The 16,402-nt window shown below is 58.0% G+C and carries 14 protein-coding genes and 1 pseudogene; 8 read left to right on the top strand and 7 right to left on the bottom strand.

Features of this window, described 5'->3' with window-relative positions:
- Positions 1 to 167: 167 nt before the first annotated feature.
- A complete protein-coding gene (locus tag P0D84_RS28215) occupies positions 168 to 1,022 on the bottom strand; it encodes a MurR/RpiR family transcriptional regulator (RefSeq protein WP_408342023.1) in 855 nt (284 codons plus the stop codon).
- 299 nt (positions 1,023 to 1,321) lie between these two features.
- On the opposite strand from P0D84_RS28215, the gene P0D84_RS28210 reads away from it, so the two are divergent.
- Positions 1,322 to 2,377: a DnaJ C-terminal domain-containing protein gene (locus P0D84_RS28210; RefSeq protein WP_408342021.1), complete on the top strand. Its 1,056-nt coding sequence runs from the start codon at positions 1,322 to 1,324 to the stop codon at positions 2,375 to 2,377.
- A 247-nt stretch (positions 2,378 to 2,624) separates the two neighbouring features.
- Here the strand turns inward: P0D84_RS28210 and P0D84_RS28205 are convergent, their stop codons facing one another.
- Positions 2,625 to 3,587, bottom strand: coding sequence for a LysR family transcriptional regulator (locus P0D84_RS28205; RefSeq protein WP_408342019.1), 963 nt, complete (start codon positions 3,585 to 3,587; stop codon positions 2,625 to 2,627).
- A gap of 151 nt (positions 3,588 to 3,738) precedes the next feature.
- Between P0D84_RS28205 and P0D84_RS28200 the strand changes: the two genes are divergently transcribed.
- Positions 3,739 to 4,560 (top strand): aldo/keto reductase, encoded by an 822-nt coding sequence (locus P0D84_RS28200; RefSeq protein WP_408342017.1) that lies wholly within the window; start codon positions 3,739 to 3,741, stop codon positions 4,558 to 4,560.
- 1,408 nt (positions 4,561 to 5,968) lie between these two features.
- Positions 5,969 to 6,931, top strand: a complete 963-nt coding sequence (locus P0D84_RS28195; protein ID WP_408342015.1) for a dienelactone hydrolase family protein — start codon at positions 5,969 to 5,971, stop codon at positions 6,929 to 6,931.
- Between the two features lie 305 nt (positions 6,932 to 7,236).
- Here the strand turns inward: P0D84_RS28195 and P0D84_RS28190 are convergent.
- The 3 genes and pseudogenes from P0D84_RS28190 to P0D84_RS28180 form a co-directional block, all read right to left on the bottom strand.
- A pseudogene (locus tag P0D84_RS28190) lies at positions 7,237 to 7,341 on the bottom strand (DUF2934 domain-containing protein); the annotation flags it as partial.
- Between the two features lie 85 nt (positions 7,342 to 7,426).
- On the bottom strand, positions 7,427 to 7,864 hold the full coding sequence (locus P0D84_RS28185) for a superinfection immunity protein (protein ID WP_408342013.1): 438 nt from the start codon (positions 7,862 to 7,864) through the stop codon (positions 7,427 to 7,429).
- A gap of 8 nt (positions 7,865 to 7,872) precedes the next feature.
- On the bottom strand, positions 7,873 to 8,151 hold the full coding sequence (locus tag P0D84_RS28180; RefSeq protein WP_408346068.1) for a hypothetical protein: 279 nt from the start codon (positions 8,149 to 8,151) through the stop codon (positions 7,873 to 7,875).
- 260 nt (positions 8,152 to 8,411) lie between these two features.
- Here P0D84_RS28180 and P0D84_RS28175 point away from each other — a divergent pair, with 260 nt between their 5' ends.
- Positions 8,412 to 9,296, top strand: coding sequence for an SDR family oxidoreductase (locus P0D84_RS28175; protein ID WP_408342011.1), 885 nt, complete (start codon positions 8,412 to 8,414; stop codon positions 9,294 to 9,296).
- A 98-nt stretch (positions 9,297 to 9,394) separates the two neighbouring features.
- Here P0D84_RS28175 and P0D84_RS28170 read toward each other — a convergent pair.
- Positions 9,395 to 10,146 (bottom strand): IS5 family transposase gene (locus P0D84_RS28170; RefSeq protein WP_408342009.1). Its coding sequence is split into 2 segments (ribosomal slippage): positions 9,395 to 9,825 and positions 9,825 to 10,146, totalling 753 coding nucleotides; the frame shifts between segments, so codons are not numbered across the junction.
- A gap of 611 nt (positions 10,147 to 10,757) precedes the next feature.
- Here P0D84_RS28170 and P0D84_RS28165 point away from each other — a divergent pair.
- Positions 10,758 to 11,921 carry a S8 family serine peptidase gene (locus P0D84_RS28165; protein WP_408342007.1) on the top strand — a complete coding sequence of 388 codons (1,164 nt, stop codon included), beginning with the start codon at positions 10,758 to 10,760 and terminating at the stop codon, positions 11,919 to 11,921.
- A 221-nt stretch (positions 11,922 to 12,142) separates the two neighbouring features.
- Positions 12,143 to 13,036, top strand: coding sequence for a DUF72 domain-containing protein (locus tag P0D84_RS28160; protein WP_408342005.1), 894 nt, complete (start codon positions 12,143 to 12,145; stop codon positions 13,034 to 13,036).
- A 352-nt stretch (positions 13,037 to 13,388) separates the two neighbouring features.
- On the opposite strand, the gene P0D84_RS28155 is transcribed toward P0D84_RS28160, so the two are convergent.
- A complete protein-coding gene (locus tag P0D84_RS28155) occupies positions 13,389 to 13,550 on the bottom strand; it encodes a hypothetical protein (RefSeq protein WP_408342003.1) in 162 nt (53 codons plus the stop codon).
- Positions 13,551 to 14,159: 609 nt separating this feature from the next.
- Here P0D84_RS28155 and P0D84_RS28150 point away from each other — a divergent pair.
- Entirely contained in the window at positions 14,160 to 14,717 is a 558-nt protein-coding gene (locus P0D84_RS28150) for a fasciclin domain-containing protein (RefSeq protein WP_408342001.1), read from the top strand.
- A gap of 219 nt (positions 14,718 to 14,936) precedes the next feature.
- Positions 14,937 to 15,221 (top strand): hypothetical protein, encoded by a 285-nt coding sequence (locus P0D84_RS28145; RefSeq protein WP_408341999.1) that lies wholly within the window; start codon positions 14,937 to 14,939, stop codon positions 15,219 to 15,221.
- Positions 15,222 to 16,402: the final 1,181 nt, after the last annotated feature.

Below are 16,402 nucleotides of genomic sequence, written 5' to 3'. Positions count from 1 at the left end.
CTCAGGCGCCGGTCTGCACAGCCGGCATGCAGGCGATGACAGCCGCTCACCGAATCAACAATCGGTACGCATTTATATGGAAAAACAACATTTGTTGTAAAACGATGGACGACGAAGCAAACGGCGCATCCGTACGCCGCAGCAAAAACCGGCTCAGACGACAAACATCAAGGCACGTACGCGCCCTTGTCATGCAGCGATTGTTCGGCGATGCCGAGTTGTTCGACGGCACCCGCCCCTTCCAGCGCGAGCAGATGCGCAACCAGCGCTTCGGAAATCGCCGTGGCCGCCACCAGCGAAGGAAAAAACGACGGGCTTTCGTGCGAAAAGATCAGCACCTTGTCGGCATTCAGCGCGATCGGCGAGACCGCGCTGTCCGTGATCGCGATCAGCTTGCTGCCCTTTTCCAGAGCGGCTTCGGCCACGCGCGCCGCTTCGACCGAATACGGCGCGAAACTGATGACGATGGTCGCGCTGTCACGCTCGACCGTGCGCAGTTGCATCTCCAGCGTGCCAGCCTCGCCGTTGAGCAACGACACCGACGAGCGGAACAGCCGGTAGCCGTAGACAAGACCGAACGCCACCGCATAACAGGAGCGAAAGCCTGCGACATGTACATGCGGCGAGCGCCGCAACAGGCGCGCCGCTTCCACGATCACGCGACCGTTATGTGAGGCGGTGACTTCGAGATTGTGTTGTTGCGCGACCAGCAGGTCGTTGGCCAGCGCATCTTTTGATTTGACGAGCGAACGGGCGCGGCTGGTGAGCGGCTCGGGCCGCGTACGCACGCGCGCAACGAACAGATTGCGCAATTCGTTCCAGCCGGGGAAGCCCAATTGCTGCGACAGACGCACCAGCGAGGCCGGTTGCACCTGCGCCCGCTCGGCCACTTTGCGCATGGACGAGACCGCGACTTCGTCCGGATGATCGAGCAGGAACCCTGCTCCCATCTGGAACTGCGGACTCAGTTCTGAGAAGCGCACCCGGATCAGGGCGGCGAGCTGATCGAAACTGTCTGGCATGCGATATACCGGGCGAACGGTCGATAAGGATGACAACAAATGTTACCACCCGGTCCCGACTGAGCTTGTCGAAGACAAGTCTGTGTCGGCTTCTGAAGCCTGTGGTGACGACCCTCGCGGACGGCACCCTTGTGACCCATCGGTGCCGACATGTTCGAGCCATCCGCGCGACTTCCCAGGCATGGTGGCTCACACATATTGCGCTATCCGACAACAACGACGGCTACAGACGCGTCGTCATTCTCTATAAAAGATGACTTGATAAACTGGAGGTTTTGCATAGACCGCGGGGAAAGCGCGTGCGCCTCGATGAATATTACAAACGACTTGGCTTGCCGAGCACTGCCTCGTCAGCAGAAGTAAAACGTGCGTATCGACGCCTAAGAGCAACGTACCACCCTGACCGTAACAAGGGCCGCGAATCAAAGGTTGAGCCTGTATTCAAGCGAGTCCAGGAGGCATTTGAAATTCTAACTGGCGAACGCGAATCTCCGCTCGATACGCGAGCCCCCGCGAATGATAGCGGTCGCAATGCAAAGCCCCCGCAACAAGAATCCTCGTCCCGGCAAGCTGACCATTCGGCGTGGTCTGCGTCCAGGCGATGGGACGCATATGGTTCAAAAGATAGGCCGCCAATGCGCGGAGCGAACCGACACCACCAACTGCATGTACCGCTTGAAGTGGCTTTGAATGGCGGAGATGTCCCGACCAGGTACGAGTCGACCGAAATCTGCAGTCAATGTCATGGCGCAAGTGCTAAATACATCGTCAAGCAATGTTCAGACTGCGGCGGGGTCGGTCAACTTGCCGACGGCAAACGTTGCGGTGGCTGCGCCGGTACGGGCCGTACAGGCAGTAGCGAGTGGTGCCCAACGTGTCAAAGCAAAGGTATTGAAAACTTCTGGAAGTCGGATACCGTAAAGGTGTCACCAGGCGCCTGGGATGGTCAGCGACTGGTAGTCGCAGGCGGAGGACATCCGGGTCCGAACGGGGGACCTGCCGGAGACGCGATATTCTCTGTAGTCGTGGTGTGCGGCTCTGATTTCCATCGCGAAGGGCTAAACCTGACCGGAGAGATCCACGTCGACTTTGTCACGGCAACTCTCGGGGGCACTTTCGAAGCAAGGATACTCGGGCGTGAACTGCGCATGACGATTCCACCGAACTCTCAACACGGCAGTAACGTTCGTCTACCGGCTCTCGGACTATCCGACGGGGCGGGAAAACAGGGCGACCTCAAGCTTCACATAGTCCTTGCAATGCATCCGGCGGCAATGCGTTTAACAAACGAGCAACGTCAACTTTTTCAAGAAATGTTTGCGGATGCAGCGCGCCGTACTGCATCGGATACTTGATATCGGGCGACCGTCAGGCTGCAGTTGAGAATGGGCTCAACACCACATTGCGAATCGCACGCGGCGACATCACCCCGTCGTCGGTTCCGTCGGCAGGCGCATAGCGGAAAACACGCCGATGAACAGGCCACGCAGAGACACGCGGCACACGTGCAACTGCGTCTGGTCGAAGGGGTCAGTGTCGCGCCAGACAGTCTCCGTGCGCTACGCTGATATCAATTGTCATGGTCGCCACGAGGTGCTCGCCTTAGCTCCTGCGCTGCCGGTGGTCCCCCCGGGGGCCTATCTGACGGTGCCTAACGGGTGCCGCTGCCGATAATGACTCGATGCAAAAATTGATGAATGCCTCAACTTTCGCAGCTCGATGGCGCCGTGACGGAAAGAGTGCGTACAGCGGAAATCTTTCGTCCGACCAGTCCGGGAAGAGGTCCACGAGCAAGCCATCGCGCATCACCTGCTCGACGCCAATCTCCATCACCTGGGCGATGCCGGCGCCGGCGATACACGCACCGAGCATGGTTTCCACGTCCGACACGAGGAGTCGCCCCTCTGCGGGTATCTCCGCGACCTTCTTACCCCGATGGAATTCCCACTCAAAGGGCTTGGCCGTCACCGGGTTATAAAACATGATTCGCTGATGTTTGCTCACCTCCTCCGGATTTGCTGGCTTCCCGTGCTCAGCCACATACCGCGGAGACGCGACCGTAATGATGCGCGTCTCGAGGAGCTTGCGTGCAATCAGTGTTCCCATTGGCGGAGGTCCAAAGCGCACGGCGAGGTCAAATCCATCTGCCACGAGGTCGCCAACGTCGTCGCGCATGATGAGTTCGAGCGAAAGGTCAGGATGGTGTGCCAAAAACGCTGGCAATCCCGACGCCAGCACCGTCCTTGAAAAGAATGGGTCGACGTTAACACGAAGCTTTCCCTGCACGACGTTCGCTGAACCCGACGCTGCTGAAGCCGCCTCTTCAATGCCTGTCAGATGCGGGCCAACTGCGTCATATAGACGCCTCCCTTCGTCGGTCAGCGTCTGCGAGCGTGTCGTACGGTCAAGCAGCCGCACGCCTACCCGCTTCTCGAGGCGTGAAACAGCGCGGCTAACGCCCGATGGCGACAATCCGAGGGCGTCTGCTGCGCGCACGAAACTGCCACTCTCCGCGACTGCGGCGAGTACGGTGATGCCAGAAAACAGCCGACCATCAAATGTCATTCCCTCTCCGAGGCGCGTGTCATTCAGATAGTTTAGTCACGAGTGATTTGAACAGCACGTACTTTATTCAACAATCAAAAAATGAGAAATTGTCCTCCTGAACGCTGCGGCGGCTTGCGCTGCAGACCTGAACCAGCTTGGGAGAGCATCAATGGAAGCTTTGAAGACACAGGGCATTGAACTGCCGCGCCTCGGATTCGGTACGTACCGTATGCCCGGTGGAGATTGCCAACCGGTAGTCGAGAGCGCACTGGAACTCGGATATCGGCACATCGACACTGCCGAGATGTATCAGAACGAGGAAGCTGTAGGCGCTGCAATTGCTGCCTCGGGTCTTGCGCGGAAGCAACTGCATCTGACGACCAAGGTATGGCACGAGAACCTCAAGCCGGAGTCCCTCCGTCGCGCACTGGACGCCAGCCTTGGGAAGCTCGGTGTCGACTATGTCGACCTGTACATGGTGCATTGGCCGTCGCGTGACATGGACCTCGGCGCCGTCATGGAGACAATGCAAGGCTTTCTGCAGAACGGCACGGTTCGCTCAATCGGTGTGTGCAATTTCAACGTGACGATGCTGCGAACAGCCATCGAGGAAATCGGCGCACCCATCGCCTGCCATCAGATTGAATACCACGCGTTTCTGGACCAGTCGAAAATGCTGAGCTACTTGCGCGAGAAAGGCATTCCGCTCGTCGCCTATGCGCCGCTTGCACAAGGCCGTGCAGCAAGCGACCCCGTACTTCATGGAATCGGTGTCAAGCATGGCGTGACCGCTGCCCAGGTTGCGCTTGCGTGGCTGCTGGAACAGGACGGGGTGGCCGTCATTCCCAAGGCTCAACGCCACGAAAGTCAGAAGTCCAATCTCGACGCACTGGCGGTGAAACTCGACGATGATGACCGGCACGCTATTGCGGTCTTGCCGAAGAACCACCGCTTCGTCACTCCGCCGTTCGCGCCGGAATGGGACGCGTAACCATTGTCTTTGCGTAGCAGGCAGTCCATCTGTTAGTCATCGTCGCAGCGCCAGCGCGCAATCGACGATGATTCATCGACATCCGCTCAACAGAACTTCAGACCCTCTCGTGAGCGGCCGTCGATTACGGCAACGTGAGAATCGTCCCGATTTTCCATAACCTGCGGTTTTTCACAACGCGCGAGTTGCTAGTGTCGGCTCCGCAGGCAACATATAAGCCGAAACGTTTGTCCGAACCCGACATCCAGTCGTCCTTTCTCCCGCTCACGCAGGGCATCCGCCAGCCAGACCATCCGAGCGTGCGCCGATATTGCGTCAATGCTGGCCGGCGTTCAGTAGCATCCAGATCTGTCGCGTCGGCGGCCCGGCGAGAATTCGCGCAAACACAGCGCGGCACCGAACGCAGGTGTAGTGCTCTTCTGCTCGCGCATCTTTCAACGCGCCGGTGCCGTTGAGCGTGAGGTCCTGATGCGGAGGTTCAGCCGCCAACTTGCCGTACAGGTCAGCGCACCGCGCGCAGGGTTGAATCCAAAGGTCCATTCGTCAGTTGTCGGCAATTTCGAGCGTCATGCGGCCAGTCGGTGCTCGTAGAAAGCATAGGTTTCAAAGCGAGTGCTCAAGCCAGTCTAGCGCAAGTGAGGCGTTCCGCGACCTGGCGATGAAATGCAAAGTGCCTGAGAGAGAGCAGGCGCCTTGGTCCGTCGGGGTGCGTCAGTAAGTCAGCAAGTCAGTACGCGACAATCTCGACGCCGCTTCCGCCAATGCCACGACCACCGATGCGCGCACCGTCCCCACCACCACCGATGTTCGCCTCGCCAATCGCTATGCCGCAAGTCTGTGCTCATAGTACGGCCGGTCCCGGCGACCTGAGTCGGGGGGCAGCCCGTAGTGCAACCCAAAAGGTGACAGCGTTGAGCAGGACCTTGATTGCCCGGAAGCTCTCTCGCCCTCGGCAGTCAACTTATCCACAGATTTTGTTCGCAAGGTTGTGGACAACCCGCTCGCATTCGTCGCAAGCACTTGAGGGACTGGAGCTTTGCTCTTTGGCTGCGGCAGCGGGAGGCGCTTCTTCCCGCGCCACCACCTTGCTCGACCTTCCAGTTCGACGCCCGTTTCCCGCAGACGCACATATCGATGTGCAAGATGGTATCAATTGCCTTGACTTCCCCCAAAGGTTGCGTCAATTCGCTGGCAGTTCAAACCTGAGGGCAAATTCAAGCATTAGACCTTGCGGGATACGAGGCACGGCAGGCCTCGTATCCAACGCCGTTTAGCAGTTGAGGCGGGCAAAATGCATTGGTAAATCTGGCCACGCCACCTATAAATCATTTGGTAAGGACTCGCTGCTAAAAAAGGACCGGCTATGGGCGCTTTCCAGGACCATCGGGCATCTCGCCGTCTTCTGCTATTGCTGGCGGTTTTCGTGCTGCTTCTAGCACCGCCGGATACGAGCTACGCGCAAATTGCGCGGATGGAGGTCATCCCCTTCGAATCCCTGACCTTGACGGACCAGGAATTCCTGAGCGGCCGCGAAGACGGCAAACCTGTCACGGTGGCCGGAGAACTCCGGTTGCCACGCGCGGGCACCGAGCGATTCCCGCTCGTTATTCTGCTTCACGCATCCGGGGGAATCGGCGGCGCGGTGACGGACTGGGAACAGTATTTTCTGTCGATGGGTGTAGCCACGTTTGTTATCGACAGTTTCACCAGTCGGGGTATTGTCAGCACCATCAATGACCAGAGTCAGCTGGGTCGGCTGGCCCAAACAGAAGATGCCTACCGCGCACTCGCACTGCTGGCAAAGCATCCCAGGATCGATGCGAGCCGGGTGATGCTAATCGGCTTCTCCCGGGGCGGTCAGAATGCGCTCTATGCGAGCATGACCCGGTTCCAGAAGATGCACGCATCCGCGTCTGCGCCCGGCTTCGCGGCTTACGTCGCGTTTTACCCCGATTGCAGCACGCGCTATCGTGAGGACGAAGACCTCGCAGCGAAGCCCGTGCGCATCTTTCACGGAAGCGCCGACAACTACGACCCGGTGGCGCCATGCACGGCATACGTCGAACGGTTGAAGGCCAAGGGCAGAGACGTCAGCCTCACCGAGTATCCCGGAGCAACGCATATTTTCGATGGGCGTGCGTTCAAACCGGGCACGACGCTCCCGCAAGCCCAGACTGTACGTCACTGCGAGCTGGAGGAAGCGGGAAACGGACAAATTCTAGATGCGAAAACGAAGCAGCCATTCTCCTACAGCGACCCTTGCGTGGAGCGCGGCACGACCATCGGATATGACGAAAATGCGGCGACGCAGGCGAGGCAAGCGGTCGCGGACCTGGTGAAAGCCATCCTTAAACCAACGCAATCGCCGTAGATCGTTGTCGAGCGTGCGCTCGCGTCGCAGTCAACGTTTCATGAGCCGCCGACCGGACTCAATGCGAAGGAGAAGCAGGAGCGTGCTACGCGCCTAACGGCGTATATCAATACGTGTCGCTTCAATTGCAGCGCATAGGTGAAACGTTCTGCGGAAAATACGCTTACCCCCTATCGAACGAGGAAACCGTATGTCAACGGGTCTCGTTCATCCACTATCTAGTTGGCAAAGCCGCATACGAAAGCGTTGCCTTCGGTATCTGAATCCAACTCTGCCAGCGAGCCACCTGCGCCTAGCTGCTGCCGTGCTTTTCCCCAATATTCCTGGGAGCGCCCGTCGGGACTTCCATCTTTCTCCCAAAGATAGAACGCGAGCGTTTGAATTTGCTCTTCGGTAACTGGCACATCCATTTTCAATCTCCAGAAAAACGCATCGGATGGTCTGAACATCTCTGCGTCATCAACTGTTCGAATCAAGGCTTCGCAGAAAGGCTCATCAGAAGTCACGACTCACATTCGACTCACGTCCGCGAAGACAATTAGCCTTTGCTCCGAGACGGGTGCTTACATCAATGCGTGCGACGATTGGCACCAGGCGACGGTTCAACACGGGGACTGCGCCAGCGCGACCTTCCACTCGGGCAACAAGCGCATCAATGGTCACCTTTGCGACCTTGCGTTTCGCCCGCATCGCGAGGTGCTTCAGACTGCGGTTGCTCACCGGATGCCGAGCCCACAACAACGCTGCGAACCAACCGATAACCGTCCAGCCGAGCAGGATATTCACCATGGTCACAGCGAAGGCGTCTGAGCGCTCTCTCGCGTCCGCAATCATTGCAGGAGCCAGATACAGCATCAGCGCTCCCACTTCCACAGCACCTTCGAAAATCTTCAACATTTTGATTACCTCTTTGCAGCCACGGTCAGCAAACACCCCTTCGATTAGTGACCGTTGTACACATGACCAACAATCTCGACCGGCTGACGACGACTGCCAGCCTCATAGGTTGAAGCCACCACGCCACCATACGAGTCATTGACAGAGCCAACCGCATCATTGCGTTCAGCCGCAACGGTTTGAGCACTTTGCCCTCGCTGTGACGCGGGAGCTCCCACCGAAGGCCGGTAAGAAGGTGTCGGGCCATAACCGCTGGCAAATGCAGGTGCAGCGACGACAGTGGTAGCGGCAATGAGCAACGCCGCAACAAGTTTGGTGTTCATCATGCAATCTCCAGCAGGATTCCAGGAACGCCGCGAGTCCAGTGGGACGCGCGCCGCTAACAAGATTCATTTTAGACACGACCTATCTTTTTTCTATGCCGATAGCGTGAAATCACAATTGCAAAAAGGCAAACCAATGGCGCCCCCTACCCCCATTGCGGGTTCGGGAGTATTTCTATGGTGCTGGAGGTCTGCGCACTGTCCCCTGCGCGCCAACGACCGCAGAAGCGCATACTCCTGTAAAACATCAGGAGACGACAATGACCCTTGCAGGCAAGACATTATTCATGTCTGGTGGCAGTCGCGGCATCGGACTCGCGATTGCACTCAGAGCCGCACGCGACGGCGCGAATGTCGTGATTTGCGCAAAGACTGCCGACCCAGACCCGCGTCTCGAGGGGACGATTCATACGGCGGCTGCAGCTATTGAAGCTGCTGGCGGCAAGGCGCTCCCGCTGGTTGTGGATATTCGCGACGAAGAACGCGTGAAAGCCGCGGTTGCCGAGACCGTTGTGTTGTTCGGCGGCATCGATATCCTCGTCAACAATGCCAGCGCCATTCGATTAACCGGCACGCTTGACACACCCGTCAAACGGTACGACCTGATGCATGGGGTCAATGGCAGAGGAACGTTCGTGTGCGCGCAAGCGTGTCTACCTCACCTCCTCAATTCGTCGAACCCGCACATCCTCACGCTGTCGCCGCCACTAGTCAGCGACGCGAAGTGGTTTAAGGATTTTCCGGCATACGCCATCGCTAAATACACGATGAGCCTATTCACGCTGGCTCTTGCGGAAGAGTTCAAAGACCGAGGTGTCGCAGTCAATTCGTTATGGCCTCGAACAGCTATCGCGACCGCTGCTGTGCGAAACGAGATTGGCGGTAAGGAAATGATTGCAGCATGTCGCAAGCCTGAGATAGTCGCCGACGCGGCCCACTATATTCTGACGCGCCCAGCCAACGAGTGTTCGGGAAACTTCTTCCTCGACGACGAAATTCTGCTGGCGGCCGGTGTGCGTGACTTCGCACAGTATGACGTGCAGGCTGGGGCTGCATTACAGTCAGATTTCTTTGTAGATGCATTACCGGGCATGCTACCGGCGGACAACATGACAAAGCGACCATCCCGCAACTCACTACGTTAAAAAGTCAGGGTGCGCGCCAGTGCAGCGTAACTGACTGCGTTCGATGAGGTCGGAATGCCGGACAAAAACGCCGAAAAACTACTAGGTCGTGTTAACAATCAAAGCTTTGGTGCAAATGCGCACGCGAGTTGCGCAAAGGCCATGAAGTTACGGGCGAGTTTGTCATAGCGAGTAGCGAGGCGTCGAAAATGTTTGATGCGACTGAAGAAGCGTTCGATAAGGTTGCGACAACGATACGGCTCGGGCTCGAAAGCGCGCGGATCGCGTCGATTGGCGCGCGGCGGGATCACGGCCTGGGCACCAGAAGCTTCGATCTGCTGGACGAACGCGTTGCTGTCGTAGCCCTTGTCAGCGATGACGGCTTGAGACGCGAGATCGGCAATCAGTTCCGGGGCGCAGTCGATGTCGGCGACTTGGCCGGCGCTCAATATGATCCGCAGCGGATTGCCCCGCGCGTCGACCGCGACATGCAGTTTCGTGCTCAATCCTCCCCGCGACCGCCCAAGTGCCTGCGGCCCCGCTTTTTTTGGGCGCCGGCTGAATGCTGGTGCGCCCGCACGATGGTCGAATCGATGAGCAATTGCTGCAAGTCCGCTTCGCCTGCCAAGGCATGGGCCACACGTTCCCATACGCCCTTTCTGCTCCATCGGGAAAAGCGCATGTACGTGCGCTCCCACCGACCAAATTCGCTGGGCAGGTCGCGCCACGGTGCGCCAGTACGAGCGATCCATAGCACCGCTTCGACAAACAGCCGATTGTCTGCCGCTGTGCGTCCCGGATCGCTTGCCTTGCCTGATAACAGATGCTCGATCTTCGTCCATTGCGCGTCACTCATCAGCCAGCGAACCATCCTGATCTCCCATAAAAATCAGGATGTAAACACAATTCATTGATTGTTAACAGACCCTAGTGCGCTTACCAAAGCGACATGTGGCTGCTTTACGTACGGCGAAAGCCCAGCCCCCCGGTAGCATTCCCATGCTCGGCGCAGGAAGGTTCACAGCGCTTTTTCCAGTCTCGACCATGCGGCTCTCAGGTCTCAAAACCGACTGGGCGGTATTCGAACCTCCGGTTACAGACGACAGTCTTCCGTGGGACCGTGCTCACAAGTATGCAACGTCCTTCGCGAATACATTGAGTGGCCGGGACAAAACCGCGGTGTATGTCGAGCCTAACATTGTTCACCAACGCAAATTTGTCAACGCAACGCCGGACCGGGCCGCACAACTGTCCGACCAGGCTTCAACCGAAACAAAACGGCAGAAACCTCCTTACCTTCCCCAAGTGGGTCTCAATAGCTACTACCCTCCCAGCAGCGGGACGCCGTTCTGTCCCGCGTGGCATCTGGGCCGGGACCACGGACGGCTTCCTCAAGCGTGGAAGGTGACGATGGGAGACGATATACGCATAGCGCATTTGGACATAGGGTGGTGGCCCGGCCACTATTCGGCTCCTCTCCATATGCGACGCGACCTGGGGTGGAACTTTGTCGAAGGGGGAAAAGATACCGTCGACCCGGGAGAAGGCATCAATGCAGGACACGGAACAGCCACTCTCGCCCTTCTCGCCGGGAATAAAGTCACTCTGTGTGGAACCTCAGCTGAGAATCGAGGCAAGGTGTACGAGGGATTCATTGGAGGAGCACCAGAGGCAGAAATCGTCCCAGTCCGAATCGCGGGCGTTGCCGGCTCGGTCATCTACCTATACGGCGAAACAATGGCGCGCGGGCTGACCCATGCTCTCAATCCGGGCGACGGTAAGCCTTGCGACGTAGTAAGTTTAAGCCACGGCGGTTTGCCGATGAAGTCCTGGGCTCGCGCTGTCAACTCGCTGTTCGAAGCCGGGATTGTTGTCGTTGCAGCGGCTGGTGACAGTTTTTGGGCGGAGGTTACGGACATCGCTACCCACTTTACTGTCTATCCTTCTGCTTTCTATCGCGTCGTAACGGCGACTGGCGTGACCTATGATGGGGGCGCCTACAAGCGCAACGAGCTGGGCGTTATGCAGGGTTGCTGGGGGCCGGACGCGGTCATGAAGAAAGCCACAGGAGCCTACACGCCGAACGTCCCGTGGATGGTTTACAGAACGGAACACGGTTGGGACATGAACGGGGGTGGTACGTCGGCAAGCGCGCCGCAAATCGCTGCGGCGTGCGCCCTCTGGCTTGCAGCGTATGGGAAGGATTACGCTCGCAATTGGCGCCGCGTTGCCGCCTGCAGGAAGGCTCTCGCGCTATCAGCGGCTGATAAGGAAAAGAACTTTAGTGAAATTGGGCTCGGACGCCTGGATATCGCAGCAATGCTGGATAAAAAACTCGCGATAAAAGTTAAGACTCTGGCTGAACAGGGCAAGTTACAGCATATCCCGCCTGATGATGTCTCTTTTCCATTCTTTCGCCTTCTCTTTGGACTACCGCCGCCGGGCGACGGTATCAAGGAGATGTATGAAGTGGAGGCAATGCAAATAGTGTACGGCAGCCGTAACAAATTCCTGTTTCAGGCAATGGAGGCCTATGCAAATGGGCGAAGGCCCAGCAAGGAACAACGCACAAATCTGAAGGCGCTATTTCTTCAGGAACAGAATATGTCCAGGTCCCTGAGGACCTTCCTGGGGGCCCACACGTAAGGGCCGGCACAGCTACTCGCCGCACATGCGCAGGCGGCGAAGCGGAATATATTTTGCAACCGGTGGACTATACGGCGAGCGCCACACCCAAACCGCCGACCGGTTGCGGCATCCGACATGCTCAGCTATTTCGACATATGGAAAGAAGCGCAACAGGTCGGACTAGCGCGGCTACATAGTCACGAATAAGCCGCTAGTCCGTGCTCGAATCGGGAGGCTTCGTGAAAATACTCTGTGGGTCAGCTGGCTGGACTGACAAAACGCTTATCGCATGCAAGCGGTTCTATCCGCCCGACTGTAGAAGCGCCGAGGCACGCTTACGGTTCTACGCGTCGCAGTTCCCATTGGTTGAGGTCGATTCCAGTTACTACGGAATGCCTTCGGCGTCGAACTCAGCGTTGTGGGCGGAGCGCACATCCACCGACTTTACTTTCGATATCAAGGCGTTCCGACTATTGACGGGGCATCAGACCGCGCGGGAGGCTCTGCCGAAGGACATCGCGATGGCGATTCCGGAGACGGGCAAAAAGAACCTTTACTATCTCGACATTACGGCAGAGGTCCTTGACGAACTCTGGCGGCGCTATCGCGAGGCTCTGGAACCACTACGGCACGCCGGCAAACTCGGCGCTGTTCTTTTTCAGTTTGCTCCCTGGCTGAACTGCGGCCCCGAAGGAAGCGCCCATGTCGAAGAGTGTGCAGAGCGAATGCATGGATACACCGTCGCGGTGGAGTTTCGCAACAATTCGTGGCTGAATGACAAACACGCGCCCGGCACATTGGACTTGCTCAGGCGATACAAACTCGTACACGTCATCATGGATGCTCCAGAGGCGGTGACCAACCGTGCGCACACCGTGTGGGAGGTGACCAATCCTGACCTCGCGTTTGTACGGCTGCATGGTCGCAATGCAGATACGTGGAATGCGACCGGTGCCGCAACTGCTTCGGGCCGCTTCGACTACGATTACAGCAACGACGAACTCGGGCAACTGTCCGGGCCAATCCGCGACATCTCCAGCCGGGCAGCAAAGACGCACGTCATTTTCAATAACTGCTTTGAAGACCAGGGGCAGCGCAACGCACGCACCCTTATGGAGATACTTGGCAGCTGATGTCAGCTTCTGTTAAAGCTAAAAATCACCGGCCTGCGCTCACCGCAAATTGCTTTGAGTGCCGTTGAAATCTATGAACAATCTTCTCGGAAGAAGCGCCTCTTTCCGCTGACAAAAACGCTTGTCATCTTCGGTGCGTCTCTTCAGCTCGTCATTACGTGCTGGCTCTGCTCGGCCGCGCCTCCCAGGATCGCCCAACTGCCCGAGGCAGTCTCGTATTCCTCGGCAACACGCCAAGGCAAATCATCGGAGAAGCCTGCATAGAGGCGCCGGGGTCCGTTGCGGGGCCGGCCGCCTCAAACTGTTCCCGTCGCCGGGAAGCTCTCCAACGCCGGAAGCCAATCCGTAACCTTCAACTGCCACCCGAGCCTGGATTGGTGGCCGAAGCTGGCGTGGCGGCGCCGGATTTCTTGTGCATCTTCTTGTGTGAGCTAGTGCCGGCGGGTGCCATGCTATTCGCCCCCGACGCGCCCGACACCGTGTCCGTCGAGCCACCTGCGTTCGGCTTACTCATGCCCGTGCCGCCTTGCCCCCCGCCCGCCCCACCGCCACCCGCGCCTTGTGCGTAGACAGTCCCTGATATACCGACAAATAATGCTGAAATCAAAATTTCTCTCGTCGCATTTCGCATGGCAGCCTCCTCAAGTGTGAAGGGGTCGTTGGCACCGGAAGGTGTGACCCGCATTCTCATTCTGCATGCGCAATTCCCGTGCCGCATGTCGGCCAGGGGAAGCGTCGTTGGTTGCAGCCTCTCGAGGCCGGCAAAGCGGTCAGACCAAGAACCCGGAACGGTGGGCGATTGGCTGACCGGCGAGCTGGCGCCGATGCCGGAAGTTGGCATCTCCACTTCGACTCTTCGCGTTGTCCCCAGGCGTCGGCCAGCCGAGCCGCTGCCGGGGATTTTGACGATGGTTCACACGCTGTAGCCGTCGTGGGCCTATAGAACGCAGAAGGTGCTCGCTGGCTTGCTCACGGCTGGTAGCCGACATCAGCGTGTTGGTCGACAGCGGTGGCACAGTCGGTCTGCTTAAAGTGCATCTCCTGCCGAATCCAGCCGCGAGTATTCCCCGTATATGCGGTCAGAGCCACGCAATTACGCATGGCCACTCAGGAGGAGTACGCAATGAAATACAGGACTGTGTTCGTTGCTGCCGCATTGTCGGCAGCTTTTTCAGGTGCCTTTGCTGCCAGTGACACGGTTACGGTCGGCGGTCAGGCCATGTACCCGAGCAAGGACATCGTGGATAACGCCATCAACTCGGCCGACCACACCACGCTCGTTGCTGCGGTCAAAGCCGCAGGTCTCGTCGATACGTTAAAGAGCCCCGGTCCGTTCACGGTGTTTGCGCCGACGAACGAGGCGTTTGCTGCGTTACCGGCTGGCACGGTCGATACGCTGGTCAAGCCAGAGAACAAGGCAATGCTGACCAGCATCCTGACATACCACGTCATTCCGGGACGCTATGACTTTCGCAAGCTCGACCGGGCCATCAAGGAAGGTGGCGGCAAGGCAGAATTGAAAACAGTTAATGGAGAGGAACTGACGTTTACCGAGAACGGTCCGCACAACATCGTAGTAAGGGATGCCAGTGGCCGCACCGCCGATATTTCCACCTATGACGTCACCCAGAGCAACGGCGTCATCATGGTCGTAGACAAGGTTCTGATGCCGAAGCAATAGAACAGGCACTCAGCATCAGGCGCTCGAATTCAGCGTAATGCCGTCATTTTCGATGCTGCCCCACCACCAACCCACATGCCTCGCATCTGGACACAGCAAATGTCCGTTCTGCTCAGAGGCAGCTGCTTGCGAGTCGCCGCAGCGCAACCAGTCAGCCTGTAGCGGTACACGAGACTTCGGCGCGGACAACGCACGAGCCTGCATCAAATGGGAAATATCATGGAAAAGTTGACGATGAAAGTTCTGTTCGCGCGTGTCGCTGTCGCGTCACTTTGCGCGTGCGCCGCGACGCTTGCGCAGGCTGGCGGGAATGGCAATGGTGGAAATGGCAGCGGCGGCGCTCACGGTGCCGCAACCGCAGGGATGACGTACCACAGCGAGCCCGTCTCGAGCCCCTGGAACCGGGTTCCTGGCGACATGAGCAAGAGCACGGACACCGCGCATAGGGATATGCCCGGCATGACGCCCGACGACAGCACGATGCCTAAGAAAACCTGGCAGTAAATGCTTTAAAGTTTGCCGGCGCCAGAAGGCTCATGCTCTGCGCGTCCGGCAACATCTCATGGTTCTGCTCATAGGCTCGACTCTCCCGGTAACTGTAGAAAGTCCTCGATGAGCCGCAGCAAGTCTGCCTCGTCCGGGCGGGTGCCCCATCGGCTGTATCCCGCAACCGATGCAATAGCAAACCAGGAGTGCGGTGGAAACCATTCTGCTCGCACTGTTACGCCACCGAGAATTCGCAGTCGTCCCGTGTCACTCAGAAATTCAGCCCGAATGTTTTCGCCACCTACGATCTTGCTGGCAATGACTGGCGTGGACCGAAACATAGTGTCCTCCTGCGGTTTCTGCGGCTAAAAGCGGACGCTCGTCTGATAGCTCTCCCAAAAGAAACGACCACGGACCCCGGTGTTTGCAATACGCCCTCACATCGCGGATGAACAGGAAGCCGAGGGATAGTCCCTAAGTTCAAGGACGCAAGTTACATGCCGGATCGAACAAACGACCGCCAACCGGTCTTTTGACCATTTTCTGCGTCGAATGTAGGCCCATTGCTGGAGCAGTTACCCTCGGCGACGCCCCGGGTTGAGGAACAAGGCACCCGTTCCGTGCTGCGTCGGCCACCAATCAACCCTCATTAGTTTATTTTTTTACGCTTGCGCCAGCGCTCCACGGAGTCGGATACTGAATTGGCCGGCGTTGTCTCCTCTGCGGGTGCATCACTCTTCGCCCGCTGCGCGCGGGCTTCTTTTGAAGGATGCGCACGAACGCGCCTGTGCCTGTTATGTGATTCAGGAGGCGCCATGGAAGTCTGCAACGGATGCTCTGACATTGACGGCCTGCCCGTGGATGTCCTAAGGCGGGAAGGACTTACATTGATTGGCGTTGCGCAGTGCAACGGATTGCTTGCGCTCGAGCACTATCGTTGCGACAAATGCCGGGCTGTTATCTCCCGACGATTCATGGGCGACTCCGATGAACGTGTTTGGAGCGTTATCGAAGCCGCGCAATAACAGCCGATACCGCTGAATTGCAATCGTCTTCTCATTCAACCGAATCTTCGGCTGAACCGGAAGCGCTCTCGTCAATTGCGCTCTGCGTCCTCCCGCAGCCACGCCGTCAATGTTCGAAACAGGCGGCGCGAGGCGTGTACTCTTACGATTGGGTCGGCAAATTCGTTCCTGAAG

This window comes from Paraburkholderia sp. RL17-337-BIB-A, assembly GCF_046025895.1.
Lineage (GTDB): Bacteria > Pseudomonadota > Gammaproteobacteria > Burkholderiales > Burkholderiaceae > Paraburkholderia > Paraburkholderia fungorum_C.
Note: the sequence above shows the minus strand (reverse complement) of the source record. Positions and strands in the feature narration are given on the sequence as shown.